The organism is Ensifer adhaerens, from assembly GCF_001270265.1.
In the GTDB taxonomy this organism is placed as follows: domain Bacteria; phylum Pseudomonadota; class Alphaproteobacteria; order Rhizobiales; family Rhizobiaceae; genus Ensifer; species Ensifer adhaerens_B.
In genome coordinates, this window is record NZ_LGAP01000003.1 from 99,234 (window position 1) to 120,845 (window position 21,612).

General features: G+C 61.1%; 16 protein-coding genes. 11 read left to right on the forward strand and 5 right to left on the reverse strand.

Annotated elements, in window-relative coordinates:
- Position 1 precedes the first annotated feature (1 nt).
- Complete coding sequence (locus tag AC244_RS09210; protein ID WP_053248530.1) at positions 2–1,051, reverse strand: phosphotransferase enzyme family protein; 1,050 nt, start codon at positions 1,049–1,051, stop codon at positions 2–4.
- Positions 1,052–1,235: 184 nt separating this feature from the next.
- Here AC244_RS09210 and AC244_RS09215 point away from each other — a divergent pair, with 184 nt between their 5' ends.
- From AC244_RS09215 to AC244_RS09240, 6 genes are all read left to right on the forward strand, one after another.
- Positions 1,236–1,916 carry a GntR family transcriptional regulator gene (locus AC244_RS09215; protein WP_053248531.1) on the forward strand — a complete coding sequence of 227 codons (681 nt, stop codon included), beginning with the start codon at positions 1,236–1,238 and terminating at the stop codon, positions 1,914–1,916.
- A gap of 76 nt (positions 1,917–1,992) precedes the next feature.
- The gene (locus tag AC244_RS09220; protein WP_053248532.1) at positions 1,993–2,733 is read left to right on the forward strand and encodes an SDR family NAD(P)-dependent oxidoreductase; all 741 of its coding nucleotides are present in this window, start codon (positions 1,993–1,995) and stop codon (positions 2,731–2,733) included.
- Between the two features lie 215 nt (positions 2,734–2,948).
- Positions 2,949–4,001 carry an ABC transporter substrate-binding protein gene (locus AC244_RS09225; protein ID WP_053248533.1) on the forward strand — a complete coding sequence of 351 codons (1,053 nt, stop codon included), beginning with the start codon at positions 2,949–2,951 and terminating at the stop codon, positions 3,999–4,001.
- Between the two features lie 97 nt (positions 4,002–4,098).
- Entirely contained in the window at positions 4,099–5,178 is a 1,080-nt protein-coding gene (locus tag AC244_RS09230) for an ABC transporter ATP-binding protein (RefSeq protein WP_053248534.1), read from the forward strand.
- Positions 5,175–6,353 (forward strand): ABC transporter permease, encoded by a 1,179-nt coding sequence (locus tag AC244_RS09235; protein ID WP_053248535.1) that lies wholly within the window; start codon positions 5,175–5,177, stop codon positions 6,351–6,353. The genes AC244_RS09230 and AC244_RS09235 overlap by 4 nt, the downstream gene beginning before the upstream one ends.
- Before the next feature lie 3 nt (positions 6,354–6,356).
- Positions 6,357–7,139 carry an ABC transporter permease gene (locus AC244_RS09240; protein ID WP_053248536.1) on the forward strand — a complete coding sequence of 261 codons (783 nt, stop codon included), beginning with the start codon at positions 6,357–6,359 and terminating at the stop codon, positions 7,137–7,139.
- Positions 7,140–7,341: 202 nt separating this feature from the next.
- Here AC244_RS09240 and AC244_RS36325 read toward each other — a convergent pair whose 3' ends face one another.
- The 3 genes from AC244_RS36325 to AC244_RS09250 all read right to left on the reverse strand — a co-directional run bounded on the left by AC244_RS36325 (position 7,342) and on the right by AC244_RS09250 (position 11,121).
- Positions 7,342–7,608: a hypothetical protein gene (locus tag AC244_RS36325; RefSeq protein WP_152975897.1), complete on the reverse strand. Its 267-nt coding sequence runs from the start codon at positions 7,606–7,608 to the stop codon at positions 7,342–7,344.
- Positions 7,609–8,062: 454 nt separating this feature from the next.
- Entirely contained in the window at positions 8,063–9,583 is a 1,521-nt protein-coding gene (locus tag AC244_RS09245) for a DUF1254 domain-containing protein (RefSeq protein ID WP_152975898.1), read from the reverse strand.
- Positions 9,550–11,121 (reverse strand): DUF1254 domain-containing protein, encoded by a 1,572-nt coding sequence (locus AC244_RS09250; RefSeq protein ID WP_234716909.1) that lies wholly within the window; start codon positions 11,119–11,121, stop codon positions 9,550–9,552. Before AC244_RS09250 ends, AC244_RS09245 begins: the two co-directional genes overlap by 34 nt.
- A gap of 479 nt (positions 11,122–11,600) precedes the next feature.
- On the opposite strand from AC244_RS09250, the gene AC244_RS09255 reads away from it, so the two are divergent.
- From AC244_RS09255 to AC244_RS09265, 3 genes are read left to right on the forward strand one after another with little or no spacing between them, the layout of a single operon-like run.
- Entirely contained in the window at positions 11,601–12,353 is a 753-nt protein-coding gene (locus tag AC244_RS09255) for an ImuA family protein (RefSeq protein ID WP_053248539.1), read from the forward strand.
- Positions 12,274–13,785: a Y-family DNA polymerase gene (locus AC244_RS09260; RefSeq protein ID WP_053248540.1), complete on the forward strand. Its 1,512-nt coding sequence runs from the start codon at positions 12,274–12,276 to the stop codon at positions 13,783–13,785. Before AC244_RS09255 ends, AC244_RS09260 begins: the two co-directional genes overlap by 80 nt.
- Positions 13,782–17,045, forward strand: coding sequence for an error-prone DNA polymerase (locus AC244_RS09265; protein ID WP_053248696.1), 3,264 nt, complete (start codon positions 13,782–13,784; stop codon positions 17,043–17,045). Before AC244_RS09260 ends, AC244_RS09265 begins: the two co-directional genes overlap by 4 nt.
- Positions 17,046–17,167: 122 nt before the next feature.
- On the opposite strand, the gene AC244_RS09270 is transcribed toward AC244_RS09265, so the two are convergent.
- Positions 17,168–17,530: a hypothetical protein gene (locus AC244_RS09270; RefSeq protein ID WP_053248541.1), complete on the reverse strand. Its 363-nt coding sequence runs from the start codon at positions 17,528–17,530 to the stop codon at positions 17,168–17,170.
- A gap of 210 nt (positions 17,531–17,740) precedes the next feature.
- Between AC244_RS09270 and AC244_RS09275 the strand changes: the two genes are divergently transcribed.
- Both AC244_RS09275 and AC244_RS09280 read left to right on the forward strand, forming a co-directional pair.
- Entirely contained in the window at positions 17,741–19,252 is a 1,512-nt protein-coding gene (locus AC244_RS09275) for a DUF1254 domain-containing protein (RefSeq protein WP_152975899.1), read from the forward strand.
- Positions 19,253–19,338: 86 nt separating this feature from the next.
- On the forward strand, positions 19,339–20,829 hold the full coding sequence (locus tag AC244_RS09280) for a DUF1254 domain-containing protein (protein ID WP_414735902.1): 1,491 nt from the start codon (positions 19,339–19,341) through the stop codon (positions 20,827–20,829).
- Positions 20,830–21,612 lie beyond the last annotated feature (783 nt).

Genomic DNA, 21,612 nt, shown 5'->3' on the forward strand with positions numbered 1-21,612 from the left:
ATCAGGCCTCGGAAAGGTTGGGCACGAGCCTTTTCAGCCCGGCCGGCGTCAGATTGGATATGTTTTGAAGCCCCCGCCAGGCGGTGGCGTGGTTGCGCATGATGTAGTCGCGGTTTTCCGGGAAGCGTGCGGAGCGCCACTCGGCGATGATGAGGGACATCGCCAGCCGTGACCGGGTCAACACCGGCAGAAGCTCCATTTCGGCAGGCTCCAACGCACGTGCCGAAAGAAACCCCTCCAGGAAGGAACTCGTGCGCGCCGCCCAGTTTTCCGTCGCCAGATGATAGGAAAGCGCCACGGCAAGGTCGTTGATGAGCGGCGCATGGACCATGTCGCCGAAATCGATGATGCCGACGACTGCGGTGGGTGCGGCCGGATCGAGCAAGACATTGTGCGGGTTGAAGTCGTTGTGGATGATCTGTCGCCGCTTGAGCCTGGTGATAGCGGGAAGCGCCCGCTCGAATTCCGCCAGCACGGCTTCCGCCTGCGCCCGGCGTTCGGGCGCGACATGGTCGACGACGGCGGTGAGATCGAGCGTGTGGGAAATGTCCCACATCAGCTTTCCCGCCGGCGGGCGTCCGTCATAGTCCTCAAGGCCAAGCCCGAGTTCCGCAAGTGCCCGGCCGACGTTGCGGCTCTGCGCCTCGGAGGCGGGTGTGCGGTACTGCAATTCGCCGCGCAGGAAAGTGAGCAGGCGCATGATGCGCGGGCCATCGGCGGTGGAAAGCGTGTGGCTCGGCTCTCCGCTTTTCGTGGGTATGAGCCGCGGCACCGGGACGGCGGGGGGGGCAGCCTCCAGATGCAGGAGCGCACCGTCCTGGAATTCCAGCGCGGCCGGGTCCTCGGCGGGATTGGCAATCTTGAGGATGAAGTCCGTCCCGTCCGAGCGGGTGAAAAGAAAGGTCTCGTCTCTTTCGCTGGAAAGCCGCCTGATCGTGCCGGCCACGCCATAGACCTGCATTACCGCGGCCTCGGCATCGGAAAGCGATGTCGCACTCCACGTCGCCGACATGGAATCGGCCTTCTTGGCGGTGGGCGATGGCTCCGTCATGCTTGCTCCGTTGGGTGCGGTTTCCCACATTTCATTCTATTGTCTGCGCCGTCTGCTGACCACGGCGCCGACTATATTGCCGCGGCAAGCCGATTGGCGGATGATGCCCGCGACATGTCATACTTGAAACACACCGAAAAAGATGCATCAAGTATCTTGTTATTCGATTTTGCGGACCAATTCCATGCCTCAATTCACGTCACTGGATCATGAGAACCTCAACAGCGCCGTTTATGGTGCGTTGTGCGATGCCCTGATCCAGGGCCGGTTCCAGCCCGGCGACCGGCTGAAGATCCGCGATCTGGCGGAACAATTCGGCACGAGCGTCACACCGATCCGCGACGCCATCCTCCGGCTTGCCAATGACGAGGCGATCACCTTCCGCTCGCCGCGCGACATCCGCATCCCGGGTTTGAGCGAAAACCGCTACCGTGAGATCCGCGCAATCCGTGTCCGGCTGGAGGGATTGGCGGCGGAAACTGCCGCCCAGGTGGCGACGAGCACGGATATCGAGGCGTTGGAACGCATCTTGCGCGAAAACGAACAGGCAATCGAGGCCGGCGACCGGCTGAAGGGCACGCAACTCAACCAGGCCTTCCACTTCCTGCTGCCGCAGATCGCTGGGCTGCCGGTGCTGAACGGCATCCTGCGGCGGCTCTGGCTGCAGATGGGACCGCACATTTCCGATGCCTATATAGAGGGCGGACGTGCGATGATCGACCATCACTACCCGGTCGTCGAAGCCCTGAAACGGCACGATTCCGCCGCCGCCTCGATGGCGATCGTCGACGATATCCTGCTCGGCGGCAAGCCAATCCTCGAGCGCATCGAACGGGACACGGAGCAGGAAGCGCGCCGGGCCTGACACCGCTTGGAAGAGGAGGCTTGCAATTCATGGGCGGCCTATTACGATGTATCAAGCATCAAGAGGAAACGCTCGCATGACTGAAGAATGCCGCTACATGTTGCTGACGGGGGCGAGCCGCGGGATCGGGCATGCGACGGTCAAGCTCTTCCAGTCGAAGGGCTGGCGCATTCTCACCGTTTCCCGCCAGTCCTTTTCCGAGGAATGCGCCTGGCCGTCCGCCCGCGAGAGCCATATCCAGGCCGACCTCGCGGATCTCACGCAGATCGACCGCCTGGCAGCGACCGTGCGCGAGCGCCTGCCGAACGGCCGGCTGCACGCGCTCGTCAACAATGCCGGCATTTCGCCGAAGGGGCCGGGCAAGAGCCGCCTCGGTGTGCTGGATACGGATGCCGATGTCTGGACGCAGGTGCTCAACGTCAATCTTGTCTCGACCGCTTTGATCGCACGCGCGCTCATGCCGGAACTGGAAGCGGCGAAGGGCTCGATCGTCAATGTTACGTCCATCGCCGGCTCGCGCGTCCACCCCTTCGCAGGCGTTGCCTATGCGGCGTCCAAGGCGGCGCTTGCCTCATTGACCCGCGAAATGGCGCACGAATTCGGCCAACGCGGGGTCAGGGCGAATGCCATCGCGCCGGGCGAGATCGAAACGTCGATCCTGTCGCCCGGAACGGATGAACTGGTGGCGGCGGAAGTGCCGATGCGAAGACTGGGCGAACCGCGCGAAGTCGCGGAGACCATCTATTTCCTCTGCACCGAACCATCGTCCTACATCAACGGCGCGGAAATCCACATCAACGGAGGACAACACGTCTGACGATCGTCAACGGGGGAAAATCCCCTCAGACCGACAAGGACCAGAATGCATCATTCGGTCGGACGAACGCCCGGGGAGAAAGGGCGCGACGACCGGAGAGGCAGAAATAATCGCGATACGCCAAAGACAGGGACGGGTCAGCAGTCCGCATGAGATCGTCAACTGAGCCGGCGGCTGACGTCGGCGCCTTCACAAACAAAGAAAAGGGGAGTGCAATGAAGACTATCTTGAAAGCGGGTGTTCTGGCGGCCGCCGTCGTCGTGCTGTCGGCAAGCCTTGCCGCACCGGCATTCGCACGGGACCTGACCGTCGTCTCCTGGGGCGGCAACTATCAGGATGCGCAGCGCAACATCTATTTCAAGCCGTTCGCCGAAAAGTCCGGCAAGCCGGTGCTCGACGAAGCCTGGGACGGCGGCATCGGCGTCATCCAGTCGAAGGTCAAGGCCGGCGCACCGAACTGGGATGCCGTGCAGGTGGAAGCCGAAGAGTTGGCGCTCGGCTGTGCCGACGGTCTCTATGAAAAGATCGACTGGGACAAGATGGGCGGCAAGGACAAGTTCCTCGATTCTGCGGTCGATGACTGTGGTGTCGGCGCCATCGTCTGGTCGACGGCGATCGCCTATGACGGTGACAAGCTGAAGGAAGGCCCGGCCTCCTGGGCGGACTTCTGGGACGTCGAAAAATTCCCCGGCAAGCGCGCGCTGCGCAAGGGCCCGAAATATACGCTCGAATTCGCGCTGCTCGCCGATGGCGTCTCTAAGGACGAGCTGTACGACGTGCTTGGGACCGACGAAGGGGTCGAGCGCGCCTTCAAGAAGCTCGATGAGCTGAAACCGCACATCGTTTGGTGGGAATCGGGCGCCCAGCCGCTGCAGTTCCTCGCCTCCGGCGAAGTGGCGATGACGTCGGCCTATAACGGCCGCATAACCGGCATCAACCGCACAGAAGGCAAGAACTTCAAGGTCGTCTGGCCGGGCAGCATCTACGCCGTCGATAGCTGGGTGGTGCTGAAGGATGCGGAAAACAAGGACGCCGCACAGGACTTTATCGCCTTCGCAAGCCTGCCCGAACATCAGGCGAAGCTGCCGGAATTCGTCGCATACGGCCTGCCGAACAAGGAAGCCGCAGCCAAGGTTCCGGCGGAATTCGCGAAGGACCTGCCGACCGATCCGGCGAACATGACGGAGTCGATCTCGCTGAATGTGGACTTCTGGATCGACAATGCCGAAACGCTGACGCAGCGCTTCAACGCCTGGCTGGCCCAGTAAGAACATCCGCCGCGAAGGCGCCCCGACGGGCGCCCTTCCAGCCTGGCCGGATGCGTTCTCACGGGTTTTCCGGATGGCGCATCCTTCGCCTCTAGCGATGGAGTCTTCCGTGGCCGAATTCATTCGATTTGACCGCATCACCAAATTCTACGGCCCGCTCTGCGTGGTTGAAAACCTGGCTCTCGGCATTGGGAAGGGCGAGTTCGTAAGCCTGCTCGGCCCCTCCGGCTCCGGCAAGACGACGCTCCTGATGATGCTGGCGGGTTTCGAGCAGCCGACCTCCGGCAATATCCTGCTGGACGGAACGGCGATCAACGACGTGCCGACCCATAAGCGGGATATGGGCGTCGTCTTCCAGAGTTATGCCCTGTTCCCGCATATGTCGGTCGGCGAGAACGTGGCCTTCCCGTTGCAGATGCGCAGGCTGGGCAAGGCGGAGATCGCCGAGCGCGTGGCGCGGGCGCTGGATATGGTGCAGCTGTCGGCCTTCGTCGACCGCCGGCCTTCGCAACTCTCCGGTGGGCAGCAACAGCGTGTGGCGCTTTCCCGCGCCCTGGTCTTCGAGCCACGCGTCGTGCTGATGGACGAGCCGCTCGGCGCGCTCGACAAGCAGTTGCGCGAGCAGATGCAGCTCGACATCCGTGACCTGCACCGCCGCCTTGGCGTGACGATTGTCTTCGTCACACATGACCAGTCGGAGGCGCTGACCATGTCGGACCGTGTCGCCGTCTTCAACAAGGGTAAGATTGAGCAGATCGGCACCCCGCGGCAGGTCTATGACGAACCGGCGACGCGCTTCGTCGCGGAATTTATCGGCGAGACCAATCTGGTCGAGGGTGTCGTCGAGGCGGTGCAGGGGCAGGAGGCGACCGTGCGCCTGCGGTCCGGCGCGCATATCGTTTCGGCCGTTTCCGGCAGCGTCGCCTCCGGCCAGCCCGTCTTTCTCTCCATCCGGCCGGAGCGGGTCGATCTCAGCGAGACGCGCGGCGAAGCGCGCAATTGCCTGGAAACGGAAGTGACCGATTCCGTCTATCAGGGCGATCATCTGCGCGTGCAGTTGCAGAACGCCGCACAACCGTTGATCGCAAAGCTCGGTCGACGGTCGCGCGAATTCCCGCCGGGCACCAAGGTCTATGCGGCCTTTTCAGCCGGCGATTGCCGGGTCATCGCGCCATGAGTGCAGTCTCGTCCCGGACCGGGCGGTCACTCGTTCTTCTTGCGCCGCTGCTTCTCTTCCTCATCGGCTTCTTCGTCTGGCCGCTGTTCAGCATGATGTCGCAGGCCGTGTCGGATCCGGCCGTGCTGCGCCTGCTTCCGCGCAGCGCCGAGGTGCTGACGGATTGGGATCGAAAGTCGCCGCCGACCATGCCCATGCAGACGGCGCTGATGGAGGACCTGAAGGCCGTCGATGACGACCAGGCGCTCGGCGATATGGTCCGCCGCCTCAACAGCGCCCGTTCCGGCTTCCGCACGCTCATGTCCAAGACGATGAGCGCGCTCGAAGACACGGCGAACCCGCCCGCCGACCTCGTCTCCATCGACAAGCGTTGGGAGAAACCGGAATTCTGGCTGGCCATCGCCGATGCGCTCTCGCCGCTCACCGATCGCAACCTGCTCGCCGCCGTCGATCTCGGCCGCAATGCCGCCGGCGATATCGAGCACCTGCCGGCCGACCGGTCCGTCAACCGCGTTATCCTCGTGCGCACCTTCTGGATCGCCGCACTCGTCACCTTCGCCTGCGCCGCCATCGGCTTCCCCTATGCGATGATCGCGGCTTCGCTTACCGGCTGGAAGCGCGATCTGATGCTGGCCGCCGTGCTGCTGCCGCTCTGGACCTCGCTTCTGGTACGCACCGCCGCCTGGTTCATCCTGTTGCAGGAAAAAGGGCTGATCAACGACCTTCTGCAAACGCTCGCCCTGATCGACGCACCGCTGCCGTTGATCTTCAATCGTACCGGCGTCATCATCGCCATGACCCATGTGCTGCTGCCTTTCATGGTGCTGCCGATCTATTCGGTGCTTATTACCATCCCGAAGAACCTGATGCCGGCGGCCGCCTCGCTCGGAGCGCCGCCATGGCGCGCGTTCCTGCGCGTGCTGCTGCCGCTGAGCCTGCGCGGCGTCGCCTCCGGCAGCCTGCTCGTCTTCATTTCTGCGATCGGCTACTACATCACGCCGGCGCTGATCGGGGGGCCGGGTGACCAGATGATCAGCTCGATCATCGCCTTCTACGCCACAGGTTCTGCGAACTGGGGCATGGCCGGGGCGCTTGGCGTCGTGCTGCTTATCGCGACGCTGCTGCTCTATAGTGTCTATGCGCGGCTCTCCACTGACGAGCCGGGGAGGCGCTAGGTCATGCCGATGAAGCTCGCCAAGTTCGCTTTCGCCTCGCTGACGATCCTCTTTCTCGTCGCGCCGCTCATCGCCATCCTGCCGCTCGCCTTCACCTCGAGCGTCATCCTTACCTATCCGATCCCGTCCTGGTCGCTGCGCTGGTTCGAGGAACTTTTCACGGCGGATGCCTGGCGGCGGGCGATCTTCAACAGCCTGATCATCGGGACGGGCACGACGCTGCTCGCCACCGTTCTCGGCACCGCCGCCTCGCTCGGCCTGCGCAACCGCCTCCTCTTCTTCTGCGGCTCGATACGCACGCTCTTCCTACTGCCGATGGTGGTGCCTGCCGTCGTGCTCGGCGTCGGCATGCAGGTGCTGCTTGCGGGTTTCGGCCTGACGAACAGCTATGCCGGCGTGATCATCGCCCACACGGTCGTCGCCGTGCCCTTCGTCGTGGTCAGCGTCATCGGCGCGCTTGCCGGCATCGACGAGCGTGTGGAACTCGCCGCGCAAAGCCTTGGCGCTTCGCCCGCAACGGTCTTCCGCCGCGTAACCCTGCCGCTTGCCATGCCCGGCGTGCTCTCCGGCGCGGTGCTGGCCTTCGCCACCTCGCTGGACGAGGTCGTGCTGACGCTCTTCGTCGCCGGTCCCAACCAGCGTACGCTGGCCCGGCAGATGTTTTCGAGTATCCGCGAGAACATCAGCCCGGCGATTGCGGCAGCGGCCTTCCTCTTCATCGTCGCGACGATTCTGATCGGCCTCGCGGTTGTGCTGTTTCGATCTATGCTGGCGAAGCGGCGTTAGACAATTTCGCCCTGTCACGTTTCAGTGGTGCTTCTCAGAAGCGGCCGTGTTGAGAGACGACTGAGAATGCCCTTCGCGTAATTTTCAGTGTTCTGCTCGCCTTCGCTCCTGCCGAAGGCTTGGCGGAATATCTGAGCTTCGCCACACAATCTTGGATTCAGCAGGATTGTTTTCATTGGAGAAATCGCCCTGTCCAAACGGATCATTTTGGATCCTCAGGCGCACAATTCTGGATCAGGCAGCGTGCTGCACCCATAATACTGGACTGATTTTCAGGGGTAGAATCGATGCCGTCATGGCGCTTGTTACAATGAGAAAGCGGGGCGGGAATGATGTCAATGGCGCCCGTGATGTGACACCTATCTGTGGTGCAGGGTACGCACGCTTCTCGCTCCTGCAACGTCGGAATACTGATCTGGTGGAAGAGCCGTTTGAAAGGCCAGTGCATTGCATCGACGATGCTGTGCATTCGAATCTCTCTTGATTTTCGGTAAGCGGTGTTCTCAGGCCACGGCCTGCTCCGGAGCCCGGATGTAGGCCCAGGGGAGGAGATCGTCGATCTGGCTGTTGGGGTGCCCGTCGACAATCCTGCGGCCATGGCGGCGGTTGGGAGGCGTGAATGCCTAAGCTTTGCCAGCCTTCTGAGGTTTTGGGCAGTGGCGGCGAGACGGAATTCATCGCGTGCACCACATGGATTGCGCAGTCTCAACCTGGCCATCCGCAGGATGCGCTTGAGGTGAGCGAAGATGCGCCGGAGCCGCCTGAAAACCCATCTATCGCCTGATCCCCTGCCAAATCACTCAGAGGATTGAATCACGCGTCCCAAGGGCCTGCAGTAACGAGTTTTTCAACAGTATCGACCCAAAGCGGTCGCACAGAGTCCGTCTCGAAAGTCGCCGGGGTTTGGCCGTCTCGAAATCTGCTTACGGGATCTTCTCGACATCCGGCATCTTCCAACTCTTGTCGAAGAAAGCCTTCTCTGGCCCATAGAGGCGGAAGATCAGGAAGAAGTTCTTACCCGCGGTCGGGACCCAATTTTTCTCGAATCCCGCCGGCGCCTTCGGGCCGAAATAGAGGTCCACGGACCCGTCGCCGTTCTGCTTCATCGCCGGCTTTTCGAAGGACGACAGCCCAACCACGTTGTCCGCCGTATCGCACGGCCCGGCGCAGACGAACGCTTTCGAGTCGCTGTCATAGACGATGGCCGACCAGAAATCCTTTGCCGGCACAACCGCAGGGACGCGCAACCGGTAGGTTGCTTGTCCGTCGAGTAGCTGCCCTGCGGAGTCGCGCAAGCCCACCAGATAGAACGAGCCGCCGCCAAGCTTCTTCGGCAGGAACGTCGCGTAGTAGTACACACCGCCCGCCCTCGCATCAATCCAGAGCGCGTCGGGGGTTTCAAAGGTGAACTGGTGCGCCACGCGCATTGTCGACGGGGACAGTGACATCCACTGGCTGCCGGGCCACCACGGGACGAACGTGGATTCCTCGAAATAGTGCTGCATGATCCGCCTCGCGTCAACGAGTGCGGCGTCAAGCGTCTTCTGCATTTTCGCATCGGGCTGAAACGGCTTGCCGCGCTCGATCCCGATCGAGGCCAACATGCCCATCATCACCTTGTCGCGTTCGCGCACCGGCTCTTCGTTGACCATCGCCGCCAGCTCGCGGAACCAGCTTGCGTCGTAGACCGGGAGCGTATGGTAGGGTTTAGCAGAGCCATCGACAAACCGCGTTGGCTTCGGGGCCGCTGCGTTCGCCAGCGGATAGACCTTCAACTGCTGGGCGTAGCTATGGGCGTCCTCAGCCGTTCCGCCGTTTGCCGGCACCGGACGAAGGGCCGCGGAAACGATGTAGCCCTCCATCCGAACCGGAAGGTAGCCGTCCGGAATCGGCTCCGAGTATCCAGGGGGCAGGAACAGGTATTTGGCGCCGCGCCCTTCGTCCTCCCCCGACGGACCGACATCAACGATCGGGGTCTGCCAATTGTCGATGAAGCTGCCAAAGAGCAGCGCCTTCGCACCGGCGGCCGGGATTTCCACCACTACCGGACCCTGCCGGAGGTTCAGGTAGGTGAACATGTAAGGCACTTGGTTGTTTGCCGTCAGCAGCTCGTGCTTAGGCGTCGCGGGCTTGCTGAACAGGACCACGTCGTTCCAGGAGACGCCATAATCCTTGAACGTAGCCTGCTGAAGCCCGCGGATGCTGATCGCCGGTATCGACCAGATGACCGCCTCGATGCCACGCTGGTAGGCGAGCTGATCGTCAAGATCTACGGTCTGCGCTCTTACACTCGCGACCGAGCCGACGATCAGCGCGAGGCATAGACTGGCGCCCTTCAGTACCGTCATAAAGATGCTGTTCATAAGCCACTCTCCCTTGGTGCTGACGATCGGCTTGGGACACACGCAACTCACCGAACCAATTCGATCTCGCTCGGCCGCCACTCCTTGGTGAAGAACGGTTCGAGCGGGCTGTAGAGGCGAAGCATCGGGAACCAACCCTTGCCTGGCATGGTCTGTATCCAGTTACCCCGCTTGACCCCCGCGGGCTGGGCCGGACTGAAGTAGACCGTCGTTGAGCCGTCGGCGTTTGGGTCGGCGGCGGGCGATGGATAGCTCTGGCTGCCCGCTCGCGGGTAGCGCTGCGGCGTATCCAGCATCGAGCGCGTCTGGCTGTCGTAGACCGTGAACGACCAGAACTTTTCCGCGGGGATCCCCTTCGGCAGCGTCACCTTGTAGGTCTTGGCCCCGTCGAGATATTGCTTGTCCGCATCCACCATGGCCCAAATGTATTGCGACCCAACGCCTGTCAGGCGCATGCTCATCGCTGGCGTGATGCCGGTGATGCCGTAGAACCATAACGTCCGCGCATCCAATGTGCGATAGCCAGTAGGCGGGAAGGGTTTGGCGCCCTCGCGCGTAATTTCGGGGATCGGCGTCTCGAACTCGGAGCCGCTGATGAACAACGGATTGAACCACGACGAACCTGGGTAGTAGTACCAGTCCGCCTCGCGCGGATTCATGAACAGGCCGCGCGAGGTGGCATTGCCGACCGCGACCGCCTCGGCAAGAATCTTCTTCATCCGAGCATCCGGGGCGAAGGGCTTGCCTTTGACGATCCCGATGGCGGCCAACGGTCCCATCAGCTCGGGGTCGAGCGAAGTGGCCGGTTCCTGTTGCACCACCTCGTTGAGCATCTCGTAATAGCTAAAGTCGTTGGGTGGGATCGTGTTGAACGCCTTGCCACTGGCTTCATGGAACACGGTCGGCGGCGGCGAGGTGACTGGGCCGAGTTTGGCCTTGCCGCCCAGGAATTCGGCGATGCTTGTGCCGACGCCGCCGGCTTCATAGGGATAGATCTTGGTCGCCGACTTGATCAAATCCACCGCGGGTTTCGGATCGTTGTTCTCCAGGAACGAGCGACCGAACCACAAGACGCGGGTGGTCCGGGCCCGCGATACATAAAACCCACCCTCGGGCAGCGGGCCATCGTAGCCGGGTGGCAGGATGAGGTATTTCCCGCCCTCACCGCGATCAGGCCCAGGCAAACCGAAATCGGTGACCCAGCGGAACCAGTCGTCGTCGATGGCGCCGAGCGCCTTGGGCGGCGGCTCGAGCACCATCGGCCCATTGGAGAGGTCGAGGAAGCCGAAGAAATAGACGGTGTCCGCATTCGCGGTCAGGAATAGCGACTTGGCATCCATCAGCTCGGAGAAGATCATGACTTCGTTGTCCTTCACCCCGATGCTGAGAAACCCCTTGCGGATGGCGGCTACGCTGACGCCCTGCATGGTGTTCACGAACGCTTCGAAGGCGTGAGTGAAGTCGAGATTGTCGTAAATCTTCGCCATGGTCGCCGCGTCGGGCGCACCGTCCTTGAACTCCAGCACGCCGAGTCGCGACTCGACTTTATCCGGCGTGGTGATTGTCGAAGGGATTCCAGTGGCCGTCTGTGCGGCGGCCAAGTGGGGCATTGCCAGCATGGCACAAGCCACGACTACTGCTTGCGGTTTAAAGACCTGCTCCATTGTGACGCTTCCTTTTTTCCCCAAGAGCCAACACCGATCCGTTTTCCTGTTATGAGCCCTCGCTTGGTGCAAACTCATCACATGGAGGGAGCGAACAGCGCTGCCGACCTTTCCGCTTCGGGAGAAGATGTTAGTACAAACTGGTGTGCACCGATATTGCCCATGACGAAACGGCCGCGTCATTAATCGGACAGCGCGTCGAAGGCAATCCTTCACAGGCGACAAAATTTTTTTCAATAAAGCCGGTGACTTACGAGATTCGGCTACGTGTCTGATTCATCGAAACAATCTTCGGAAAAACTAAAATTGTGGGATATTATTCCTAGCTGGCGCCGTATTGACTCCGATTTCCAGAAGGAACATTACAGGAACATCAGCATTCAAGCGACATGATGTCGTCAGTTTCAACGCGATCTGAACAGGATTCGTGACCGATGTCCGCTGTCCGAGCGCACGTCATAGCCGACCTTCGGGAACGCATCAGCTCCATCGAGAGGCATGCGGTGAAGAAGGCCGGGTGCCTGGAATTCGGCGTGCCGGAGATCGACGCGGTTCTCCCGGGAGGCGGACTGGCGCACGGCGCTCTCCACGAGTTCGCGGGAGGCGGGGTGGGCACGGTCGATGGCGCCGCCGCCGCACTCTTCGCGGCGGGGATCGCGACCCGAACGGCAGGGCCGATCGTCTGGTGCCTCACCCGGCCCGACCTCTTCATGCCTGCGCTGGCACAGGTCGGCCTCCATGCAGACCGCGTGATCTTCGTTGAATCTGACAAAGAAGAAGACGTGCTTGCGAATATGGAAGAGGCGCTCGCATATGGGAGTCTCGGCGCCGTCGTCGGCGAGATCGTCCGACTTCCGATGGCGGCATCACGCCATCTGCAGCTCGCGGCCGAGAAGACTGGAACGATGGCCTTGGCGGTCAGGCGGTGGCGGCGACAAACGGAGGCGAACGACTTCGGCCAGCCGACGGCGAGCACGACACGATGGCGGGTGAGTGTTAGGCCGTCCGAAGTGCTTCCGGTGCCGGGAGTGGGGCGGCCCAGATGGTTTCTGGAACTGATGCGCGTGAAGGCGGGTGAATGTGCAGAGTTTCTCGTAGGAGCGTGTGATGACCAGGGTCGTATCGATCTTCCTTCCCGATCTGCCGACGGATCGCATTCGTCGCGCCGATCCATCCATCCCGGCTGACCAGGCGATTGCTGTGATCGCGAGGTCGGGATCAAAGCGCTGGGTCTCCGCTGCCGATGCCGCTGCTCGAAAGGCTGGCGTTCACTGCGGCATGCAGGCTGCCAAGGCGCAGGCGCTATTCCGCGGCCTCACGATGATCGATGCCAATCCTATGGCAGACGCCGTCGCACTCGAGCGGATTACCTTCTGGGCGCTGACCCAGTATTCGCCGATCGTTGCTGTCGATGGCACAGACGGGATCGTCATGGACACCGAAGGTGCCGACCACCTGCAGGGTGGCGAGGAGCCGATGCTGACGCGGATCGCCAACCAGTTCCGCGCCAAGGGGCTGACGACGAGGGTTGCGATAGCCGACACCTGGGGAGCGGCGAATGCCTGCGCGCGGGCGATCTCAAGAGACACCGTCATAGTCCCGCGCGGCGAGACCGTCAGGGCAGTCGAAAAACTCCCACTCTCACTTCTGCGCCTTCCGGATAAGATCGTCGGCGATCTTCGAATGCTCGGCTTCAAGACCATCAGTGAACTTGCCAACACCCCACGCGCGCCGCTGACGCCTCGTTTCGGACCGGAGGTTGGTCGTCGCCTCGACCAGATGTTCGGCAGAACGCCTGAGCCGATCGATCCCATCCGCACGGCGGAGTTGGTCGAAGTCAGCCGTGCATTCGCCGAACCCATCGGCGCCGCGGAGACGATCAACAAGTATGTCGGCCGACTGGTCGTCCAGCTTGTCGACGAGCTGCAGAGGAGAGGTCTCGGTGTCCGGCGGACCGACCTCATCGTCGAGAAGGTCGACGGAACCAGGCAAGCCATTCGTGCCGGCACCGCCAAGCCTGCTCGCGATGTCGCCTGGCTGACGAAGCTCTTCAAGGACAGAACCGAGAAGATCGAACCCGGCTTCGGGATCGAGAAGATGACCCTGGTCGCCGTCATGGCGGAACCGCTGGAAGAAGCCCAGAAGTCGTCGTCGCTGGTCGAAGACGAGGTCATTGATGTGACACCCCTGATCGACATCTTCGGGAACCGGGGAGCGCGGGTGTATCGCGTCGCCCCCGTTGCTTCGGACGTTCCCGAGCGTTCCGTCCGGAGGATCGGTGCCGCATCCGATCCGGTCGAAGCCTCGTGGGTCAATCATTGGCGCCGTCCCGTACGTTTGCTGGCGCGGCCGGAACAGGTCGATGTGATGGCGCTGATGCCCGATCATCCGCCCGTGTGGATCATATGGCGGGGCAAGCGACGGAAGGTGAAGAACGCCGACGGTCCAGAGCGCATCTTCGGCGAATGGTGGGAACGCAATTCCGAGATGGCCGCGGTCCGCGACTATTTCGTGATCGAGGACGAGGGCGGTGAACGGCTCTGGATCTTCCGGTCCGGCGACGGCGTGGATACGGAAACAGGCAGCCATAAATGGTTCGTGCACGGGGTCTTCGCATGAGATACGCGGAGCTGCAGGTCACGACACATTTTTCGTTCCTTCGCGGTGCGAGTTCGGCGCAGGAGCTGTTCGAGACCGCCAAGGAGCTTGGCATAGATGCCATCGGTGTCGTTGACAGGAATTCGCTAGCCGGGATCGTGCGTGCTCTCGAAGCATCACGATCGACCGGTATCCGTCTGGTCGTCGGCTGTCGTCTGGATCTGCAGGACGGTATGTCGATACTGGTCTATCCCACCGACCGCGCCGCGTACTCCCGGCTGACGCGCCTGATCACGCTTGGAAAGTCACGTGGAGGGAAGAACAACTGCATTCTGCATCTGGACGACGTGGTCGCATATGCCGATGGCATGATCGGCATCCTGGTACCGGATCTTCCCGACGAGACCTGTGCCGTCCAGCTTCGGAAGTTGGCCGAGATATTTGGTGACCGCGCGTACCTGTCTCTCTGCCTTCGACGACGTCCGAACGATCAGCTCCGGCTCCATGAGCTGTCGAATCTCGCAATCCGCTTCAAGGTGAAGACCGTCGTGACCAATGACGTGCTTTTCCACGAGGCGGGGAGGCGGCAGCTTCAGGACATCGTCACCTGCATCCGGCACAACACGACCATCGATGCCGTTGGTTTCGAGCGCGAGCGCCATGCCGATCGGTATCTCAAGCCTCCCGAGGAGATGGAGCGTCTGTTCCCGCGCTATCCGGAAGCGCTCAGGCGCACGATGGAGATCGTCGATCGCTGCAAGTTCAGCCTCGAAGAGCTGACCTACCAGTATCCGGAAGAAGCCATCGTCCCCGGCAAGACCGCTCAGGAATCCCTTGAGCACTATCTCTGGGAATGCGTGCCCAACCGCTATCCAGAAGGCCTCCCACCCGAGGTGCTGAAGACCGTCCGCCACGAGCTCGATCTGATCCAGAAGATGAAGTACGCGCCGTACTTCCTGACGGTCTTCAGCATCGTCAAATATGCGAGGTCGCAAGGCATCCTGTGTCAGGGCCGCGGATCGGCGGCGAATTCGGCTGTCTGCTACATTCTCGGCATCACCAGTATTGACCCGTCGACGAATGATCTCCTGTTCGAGCGCTTCGTTTCGCAGGAACGGGACGAGCCGCCGGACGTCGATGTCGACTTCGAGCACGAACGAAGGGAGGAGGTCATCCAATGGATCTACGAGACCTACACCCGCGAGAAGGCCGCTCTCTGTGCGACGGTCACCCGATATCGGGCCAAGGGCGCTATCCGTGATGTCGGCAAGGCACTCGGATTGCCCGAGGACGTTATCAAGGCCCTTTCGTCGGGCATGTGGTCATGGTCGGAGGAGGTGCCTGACCGCAATATACGCGAACTCGGACTGAACCCCGAGGACCGCCGTCTGGCGCTGACGTTGATGTTGGCCCAGCAATTGATGGGTGCGCCGCGTCACCTCGGCCAGCATCCTGGCGGCTTCGTCCTGACCCACGACAGGTTGGACGATCTCGTGCCCATCGAACCTGCCAGCATGAAGGATCGGCAGATCATCGAGTGGGACAAGGACGACGTCGAAGCGCTGAAGTTCATGAAGGTCGACGTGTTGGCCTTGGGCATGCTCACCTGCATGTCGAAGGCTTTCGATCTGATCCGAGAGCACAAGGATGACGACCTCGACCTCGCCAAGATAGAGCAGGAGGACAGTGCCACCTATGCGATGATCAGGAAAGCCGACACCCTCGGCACGTTCCAGATCGAGAGCCGCGCGCAGATGGCGATGCTGCCCCGCCTGAAACCACGGACGTTCTACGACCTCGTCGTTCAGGTGGCCATCGTTCGTCCAGGCCCGATTCAGGGTGACATGGTCCACCCCTACCTCAGGAGACGGGAAGGGAAGGAGCCTGTCGAATACCCGACACCCGAACTTGAAGCCGTGCTCGGCAAGACCCTCGGCGTACCGCTTTTTCAAGAGTCAGCGATGAGGGTCGCCATGGTGTGCGCCGGCTTCACGGGCGGGGAGGCCGATCAGCTCCGGAAGTCGATGGCGACTTTCAAGTTCACGGGCGGAGTCAGCAGGTTCAAGGACAAGCTCGTATCCGGGATGGTGAAGAACGGGTATTCTCCGGAGTTTGCTGAGAAGACGTTCTCGCAGCTCGAAGGATTCGGTTCCTACGGCTTCCCGGAATCCCATGCAGCATCGTTTGCTCTGATCGCCTACGCCTCGAACTTCGTGAAGTGCCATTATCCGGACGCGTTCTGTGCAGCGCTCCTGAACTCGCAGCCCATGGGATTCTACGCTCCGGCACAGATCATCGGCGATGCCCGAAATCACGGCGTCGAGGTTCGACCCGTCTGCATCAATCAATCCCGCTGGGACTGCACGCTTGAACCTATCGGCAACACCGGCCGCCATGCTGTCCGTCTCGGGATGCGAATGGTGAAGGGGCTGGCCGCCGTCGATGCCGCTCGCATCGTCGCCGCGCGGATGCAGGTCGGCTTCGATAGCGTGGACGACATGTGGCGGCGTTCCGGTGTCCCGCCCGAAGCGCTCGTGCAGCTCGCGGAAGCGGATGCTTTCCGCCTGTCGTTGAAGCTCGAGCGACGTGACGCCCTCTGGGCCATCAAGGCGCTGCGTGACGAGCCGCTACCTCTGTTTGCGGCGGCTGCCGAACGAGAGATGAAGACGATCGCCGAACAGCAGGAACCTGAGGTAGTGCTCCGGCAAATGACTGAAGGCCACAACGTGGTCGCCGACTACAGCCATACCGGGCTGACACTCCGGGAGCATCCGATCGCGTTCCTGCGCAAGGATCTGCAGAAGCGGAACATCGTGACCTGCGCGGACGCGATGAACGCGCGGGACGGCCGCTGGCTGATGGCGTCGGGACTTGTCCTGGTGAGGCAGATGCCAGGGTCGGCAAAGGGGGTCATGTTCGTGACCATCGAGGACGAGACCGGGCCTGCAAACATCGTCGTCTGGCCGAGCCTGTTCGAGAAACGGCGGCGGGTTGTGCTGGGATCGTCAATGATGGCGATCAACGGCAGGATCCAGCGGGAAGGCGATGTCGTCCATCTCGTCGCCCAGCAGGTCTTCGACCTGTCCGGCGATCTCTCTGGACTGGCCGACCGCGACATCGACTTCAAGCTGCCGACGGGCAGGGGTGACGAGTTCGCGCATGGGTCGCCGGGAAGCCCGGATTCTCGGGATCGGCCGAAGCCAGTGCCACACCCCAGAGACATCTTCGTTAGGGATCTGCATATCGACGCCCTGAAGGTGAAGGCGAGGAATTTCCACTGACACGACAGGCCGTTCCACTCGTGCTATCTGTGCGAGAGGCATCAAGGCGGAGAAATTCCGTGTTGTTCTTGTGGCTGAGGGCACTGTGCGACAGCCGTTGGCGGAAAACGGTCAAGATCCGATTAATTCGTGAGCCACGAACAGCTTCCGGCCTCTAGCACAACCGGACCCTTTCCGAACATCGTCAGAACGTATTCGCCGTTGGATGCCGTATAGCTAAGCATCACGCCGTTGCCGCTGCAGAAGATCTGATCCCCATCCGCAACTGAGGAGCAGGCGAGCGAATCCGGAAACCTGTCGCCAGATATCTCGTCGTCCTCAATACGAAGGGCGAAATAGCTTTTCGGCTTGAACCGGACCGCATTCCGGTTTCCTTGGGCATCGATTGATAGGCCAGCCGCGCCCTTACCATAGCACGCATAGTTCCCTGCGAATGCCGCGGATGGCATCAGTGCGATAATACAAGCCACGACCGCTCGACGCATGAAGTGCTCCTAATATGTGCGCGCGACCCCATCTGAGCAAGCCCGTCGCGGCAGGTCTGCGAAGCCGGCGAACTCAGCTTCCATTTTGCAGTCCGCACTTGCCCAAGAGGGCAATATCGGTTCGGCGATTTCTCATGTAAGTTGAGCGTACCGGGGCACGTGGTGCCATGCACGTCAAATGTCCTCCTCACAGAGCAGAGGAATTCAAACATGTCGATGAAGCCTCGCGGAACCAACCAACGCCAACACCGGTTCGGGGAAATTGACCGTCGGTCTTTTTTCCCCCTGCTGGGAGCCGGGGTCCTCTTGATGTTGCCCGGAAAGGCTTGGGCGCAACAAGTCCCCATACCCACAAACGCCGATCAGGTTCGGGGCACACCCGGCGGCACGGCCATGACCACGGCCTACGTGCAATCGTTGGGACGCATTGCGTATCGGTGGGGCTGGCCACTGGTCAATTCGGTCAACCGCTCCATAGCCTTTTCCAAGGCTCCCCAACCAGGCTTGATAGGCGGAGTGGTTCCAATCGCATTCAACGGGAACGCAATGCTGACCGGGTATATCAGCCCGGACCAGACGATCATCGCCTGCCCGAACCAGGATGTCGCGTATGGTGCCGGCTGGATGACACTGGACAAAGAGCCCATCGTCTTCCAGGTACCGGATTTTGGCGATCGTTTCTGGGTCTACGCGCACTATGACGCGCGCACCGACGAGTTTTCCGAGATCGGCAAGCAATACGGCACCAAGCCCGGCTTCTACCTGATGGTGGGTCCAGACTGGAAGGGCGAAACGCCAGCCGGCATCACGGCGGTGGTGCGCTCCTCCACGTCGCTTGCCTTTGTCATTCCGCGCATCTTCATCGATGACAGCGCCGAGGATCAAAAAGCCGTCCAGCCGTTGCTCAGCCAGGTCGTCTACTACCCGTTGTCGGAGTTCGACGGCAAGATGAAGATCAGGGACTGGAGCAAGCTCCCGCATTTCCCGGCACCGAAATCCACCGGCAAAGGTGAGACCAAGTGGGTAAACCCGGAGACCTTCTTCGACGAGTTACCTGAGGTGATGAAACAAGTGCCGCCGATGCCGGGCGAGGAAGCCCTCTACAACTGGATCGGTAGCGTGCTGGACGCCGCCGCCAAGGATCCTGCGATCAAGAAGACGCTTGTGGAAACTGCTGTCGCCGCCGAGGGTGAACTGATCTCACCGTTCTTTAAGTGGGCCAATAACGGCCGCCCCGCTAGCAATGGTTGGAATTCGCCGGTGAACAACGCGGAGTGGGGGAACGACTACGTCAATCGCACGGGCCCTTCCAAGTCGAACATGTACGACAACCGGCCTGAGGAAACCAAGTACATCTACACGGACAACGACAAGCAGGGTGCACAACTCAACGGACAGAACAATTACACGATCACATTTGCCAAGGGTCAGACGCCACCGGTTAAGGGGTTCTGGTCGTTGACCTTGTATAACGATGTCCACTTCTTCAACCCAAATCCACTAAGGCGCTATTCATTGGGCACGAAGAACAAGACCATCAAATACAACGCGGACGGCTCGCTGACGCTTTACGCCAGCGCCAAGTCGCCGGGCGCGGACAAGGAAAGCAACTGGCTGCCCGCGCCCGAAGGTACGTTCTCGCTCTACATCCGCGCCTATTGGGCCGACCAGGCCATCCTCGACGGCACCTGGCAGCCCCCGACCGTCACGGTGGCGAACTGAAACCCCAAACAACGCGGAGGGTCATGACAGTGACAACCATTCGCCCACTCAACCTTCTCGTCGCCGCGCTGGTTGGCGGTTTGGCAATGAACGGCTTCGCTACGCAGGCTTTCGCTCAGGAGACCTCCTTCGATAAGTTGGCCAACCTCCCGTTCGCGGAAGGCCGGCCCACAAAGGAGACAGCGCAGACCTTGCGCGACGAACTGCTCTTCCAACGGGCGACGCAGACCTATCTCTGGGCGCTGCCGTTGATCAACACCCTCGGGATGCAGGTCGGGTCGGAAAAGACATTCGGCACCGGCTACAACGTCCTGCCGATCTGGAAGAAGCGGCTCGATGCCAAGACCCTGGTGACTACCCCCAACTCCGACGTCCTCTACGCCATGAGTTACGTTGACCTGGGCAAGGATGGTCCGCTGGTGATGGAAGCGCCGTCTGAGTTGCAAGGCATCCTGCTGGATTACTGGCAGCGCCCCATTCCGGTGGATGGCGGCAAGTTCTTTGGTGACGTCGGTCTGTTTGGACCGGATGGCGGCAAGGGGGGCAAGTTCCTCCTGTTGCCACCCGGCTACAAGGGAGCGGTGCCGGACGGTTACTACGTTTACCGGTCAGGCACCAACAGCGTCTTTATCTTTCTTCGCGGGTTTTACGAGGACCCGAAGAATCTGACACCCGCCGTCGCGCACCTGGAGAAGACAAAGATCTATCCGCTTAACGGCGAGGCTGGCGCCAAGCCGATGGAATTCCCCGATGGCTCCGGCGTCCCGGTCAACATGCTGCCGATCAGCGACGGCAGCGCCTTCGATCAACTCAAGCTGCTGGTGGACCGGGAGGGTAACAATCTCGCCGGTCCCGATTGGCTCGGCATGCTGGCGGCCATCGGCATCGTCAAGGGCCAGCCGTTCGATCCTGATGCGCACACACGCGAGATCCTCGATCGGGCCGCGAAGACCGGCTACAAAATGAGCCGTGTCATCGGCTTTGCCGACAGGGCAAGTGGTCTCTCGTTGCTCGTCTATCCAGACCGCCGCTGGCTCAATCCCTTCGCCGACGGGACTCCCGCGAATCCGGGTGGGTCGATGAATCCGGACTGGGAGAATGTCGCCGGAGCGTATCCATATCTGGCCCTCGATGCCCGAATCTGGATGTTCACCGACTACTACTCGATCAGCCCGGGGATGATGTCCCAAACCCCGGGCAAGGGCGCGAAGTACATGATAGGCTTCACCGATAGCGAAGGCGTGCCCTTGTCGGGCGGTAGCAACTACCGCCTGAACCTGCCCGCCAACATTCCAGCCGCCAACTTCTGGTCGGTGACGCTCTACGAGGCTGAGAATGCTTCGGGTCTCGCAAATGGGCAGCCTTTCCCATCGTTGGGTTCAAAGGACAGGCCGGCGCAGAACGCTGATGGCAGCACGGAGCTTTACCTCGCCCCCAAAGCACCCGAGGGCAAGGCCGGCAATTGGCTCGTGACCGTGCCGGGCAAGGGGTACTTCGCCATCCTCAGGCTCTACGGCCCGACCGAAGCGGCCATCGACAAGAGCTGGGTCCCAGGGGACATCGAGAAGGTGGAGTGACCCCCGTGCGCTCAGCGGCTTAAGGCCCGAAAAGCCGCTGTTCGACAAGACGTGGAAGCTCGGCGACATCGAGGAAGTGAAGTGATCTCCGCCTACGCCCGACCGAAGCTGCTGAAGGGAAATGCAATTCAATAGGAATGAGAGCGACGGCTTTGCTTGTTGAGCCATGTGTTTCGCGGCCTGCAGGTCGAAGGGCGGACCGTGAGCGCCGCCCAGAAGAAGAGATGGCCGAGCGCGGCGCAGGATGGTACGCACCATATGGCGCGTTGGTACGCTTTGGTGCGCACGGGTTGGTACGTTTTGATGGGGGCGACAGCCTAACTAGCCGTCTGGCTGGCTATTCCAAGGGTATGAATCCTGCCAAATTGACCGAAACGAGACCTTGAGGATGGCGTTCGATAACTTAGTGGGTGACTGTACTTATTGTCGATACGATATGTACTCAAGAAAATGGAACATAGTCTTGGCTATTCCGAATTCGTTTTAGCGCACCACAGCGCACCACATCTTTATTACTTTGCGAAAAAAGTAGCGACACGATCAAATAAATCGACGGAAATCGCGCAGCCGAGCATGGGGCAACGACACCGAGTCAGGATTGGCGTCGAAGGGCGGTTAGGGCAGAAGGGAGCATGAATCCAAAATTATGGGTGCACAGTCCAAGAATGCGTGACCACAATCCAAAATTATCTGGCGACGCTCAATATCTGCAGCGATGTACCCGGCTACAAACATTGTGGCAGCCGAGTTGAACTGTCCGCTTTGGCGCAAAGTTAAAATGTC

Bases quoted from the DNA above. Each gene is read 5' to 3' on its own strand.
- AC244_RS09275 (WP_152975899.1), top strand. From the start codon at position 17,741: ATGTCGATGAAGCCTCGCGGAACCAACCAACGCCAACACCGGTTCGGG.
- AC244_RS09255 (WP_053248539.1), top strand. From the start codon at position 11,601: ATGTCCGCTGTCCGAGCGCACGTCATAGCCGACCTTCGGGAACGCATC.
- AC244_RS09270 (WP_053248541.1), bottom strand. From the start codon at position 17,530: ATGCGTCGAGCGGTCGTGGCTTGTATTATCGCACTGATGCCATCCGCG.
- AC244_RS09265 (WP_053248696.1), top strand. From the start codon at position 13,782: ATGAGATACGCGGAGCTGCAGGTCACGACACATTTTTCGTTCCTTCGC.
- AC244_RS09260 (WP_053248540.1), top strand. From the start codon at position 12,274: ATGACCAGGGTCGTATCGATCTTCCTTCCCGATCTGCCGACGGATCGC.
- AC244_RS09225 (WP_053248533.1), top strand. From the start codon at position 2,949: ATGAAGACTATCTTGAAAGCGGGTGTTCTGGCGGCCGCCGTCGTCGTG.
- AC244_RS09215 (WP_053248531.1), top strand. From the start codon at position 1,236: ATGCCTCAATTCACGTCACTGGATCATGAGAACCTCAACAGCGCCGTT.
- AC244_RS09235 (WP_053248535.1), top strand. From the start codon at position 5,175: ATGAGTGCAGTCTCGTCCCGGACCGGGCGGTCACTCGTTCTTCTTGCG.
- AC244_RS09210 (WP_053248530.1), bottom strand. From the start codon at position 1,051: ATGACGGAGCCATCGCCCACCGCCAAGAAGGCCGATTCCATGTCGGCG.
- AC244_RS09230 (WP_053248534.1), top strand. From the start codon at position 4,099: ATGGAGTCTTCCGTGGCCGAATTCATTCGATTTGACCGCATCACCAAA.
- AC244_RS09280 (WP_414735902.1), top strand. From the start codon at position 19,339: ATGAACGGCTTCGCTACGCAGGCTTTCGCTCAGGAGACCTCCTTCGAT.
- AC244_RS09240 (WP_053248536.1), top strand. From the start codon at position 6,357: ATGCCGATGAAGCTCGCCAAGTTCGCTTTCGCCTCGCTGACGATCCTC.
- AC244_RS09250 (WP_234716909.1), bottom strand. From the start codon at position 11,121: ATGCTGGCAATGCCCCACTTGGCCGCCGCACAGACGGCCACTGGAATC.
- AC244_RS36325 (WP_152975897.1), bottom strand. From the start codon at position 7,608: ATGCACAGCATCGTCGATGCAATGCACTGGCCTTTCAAACGGCTCTTC.
- AC244_RS09220 (WP_053248532.1), top strand. From the start codon at position 1,993: ATGACTGAAGAATGCCGCTACATGTTGCTGACGGGGGCGAGCCGCGGG.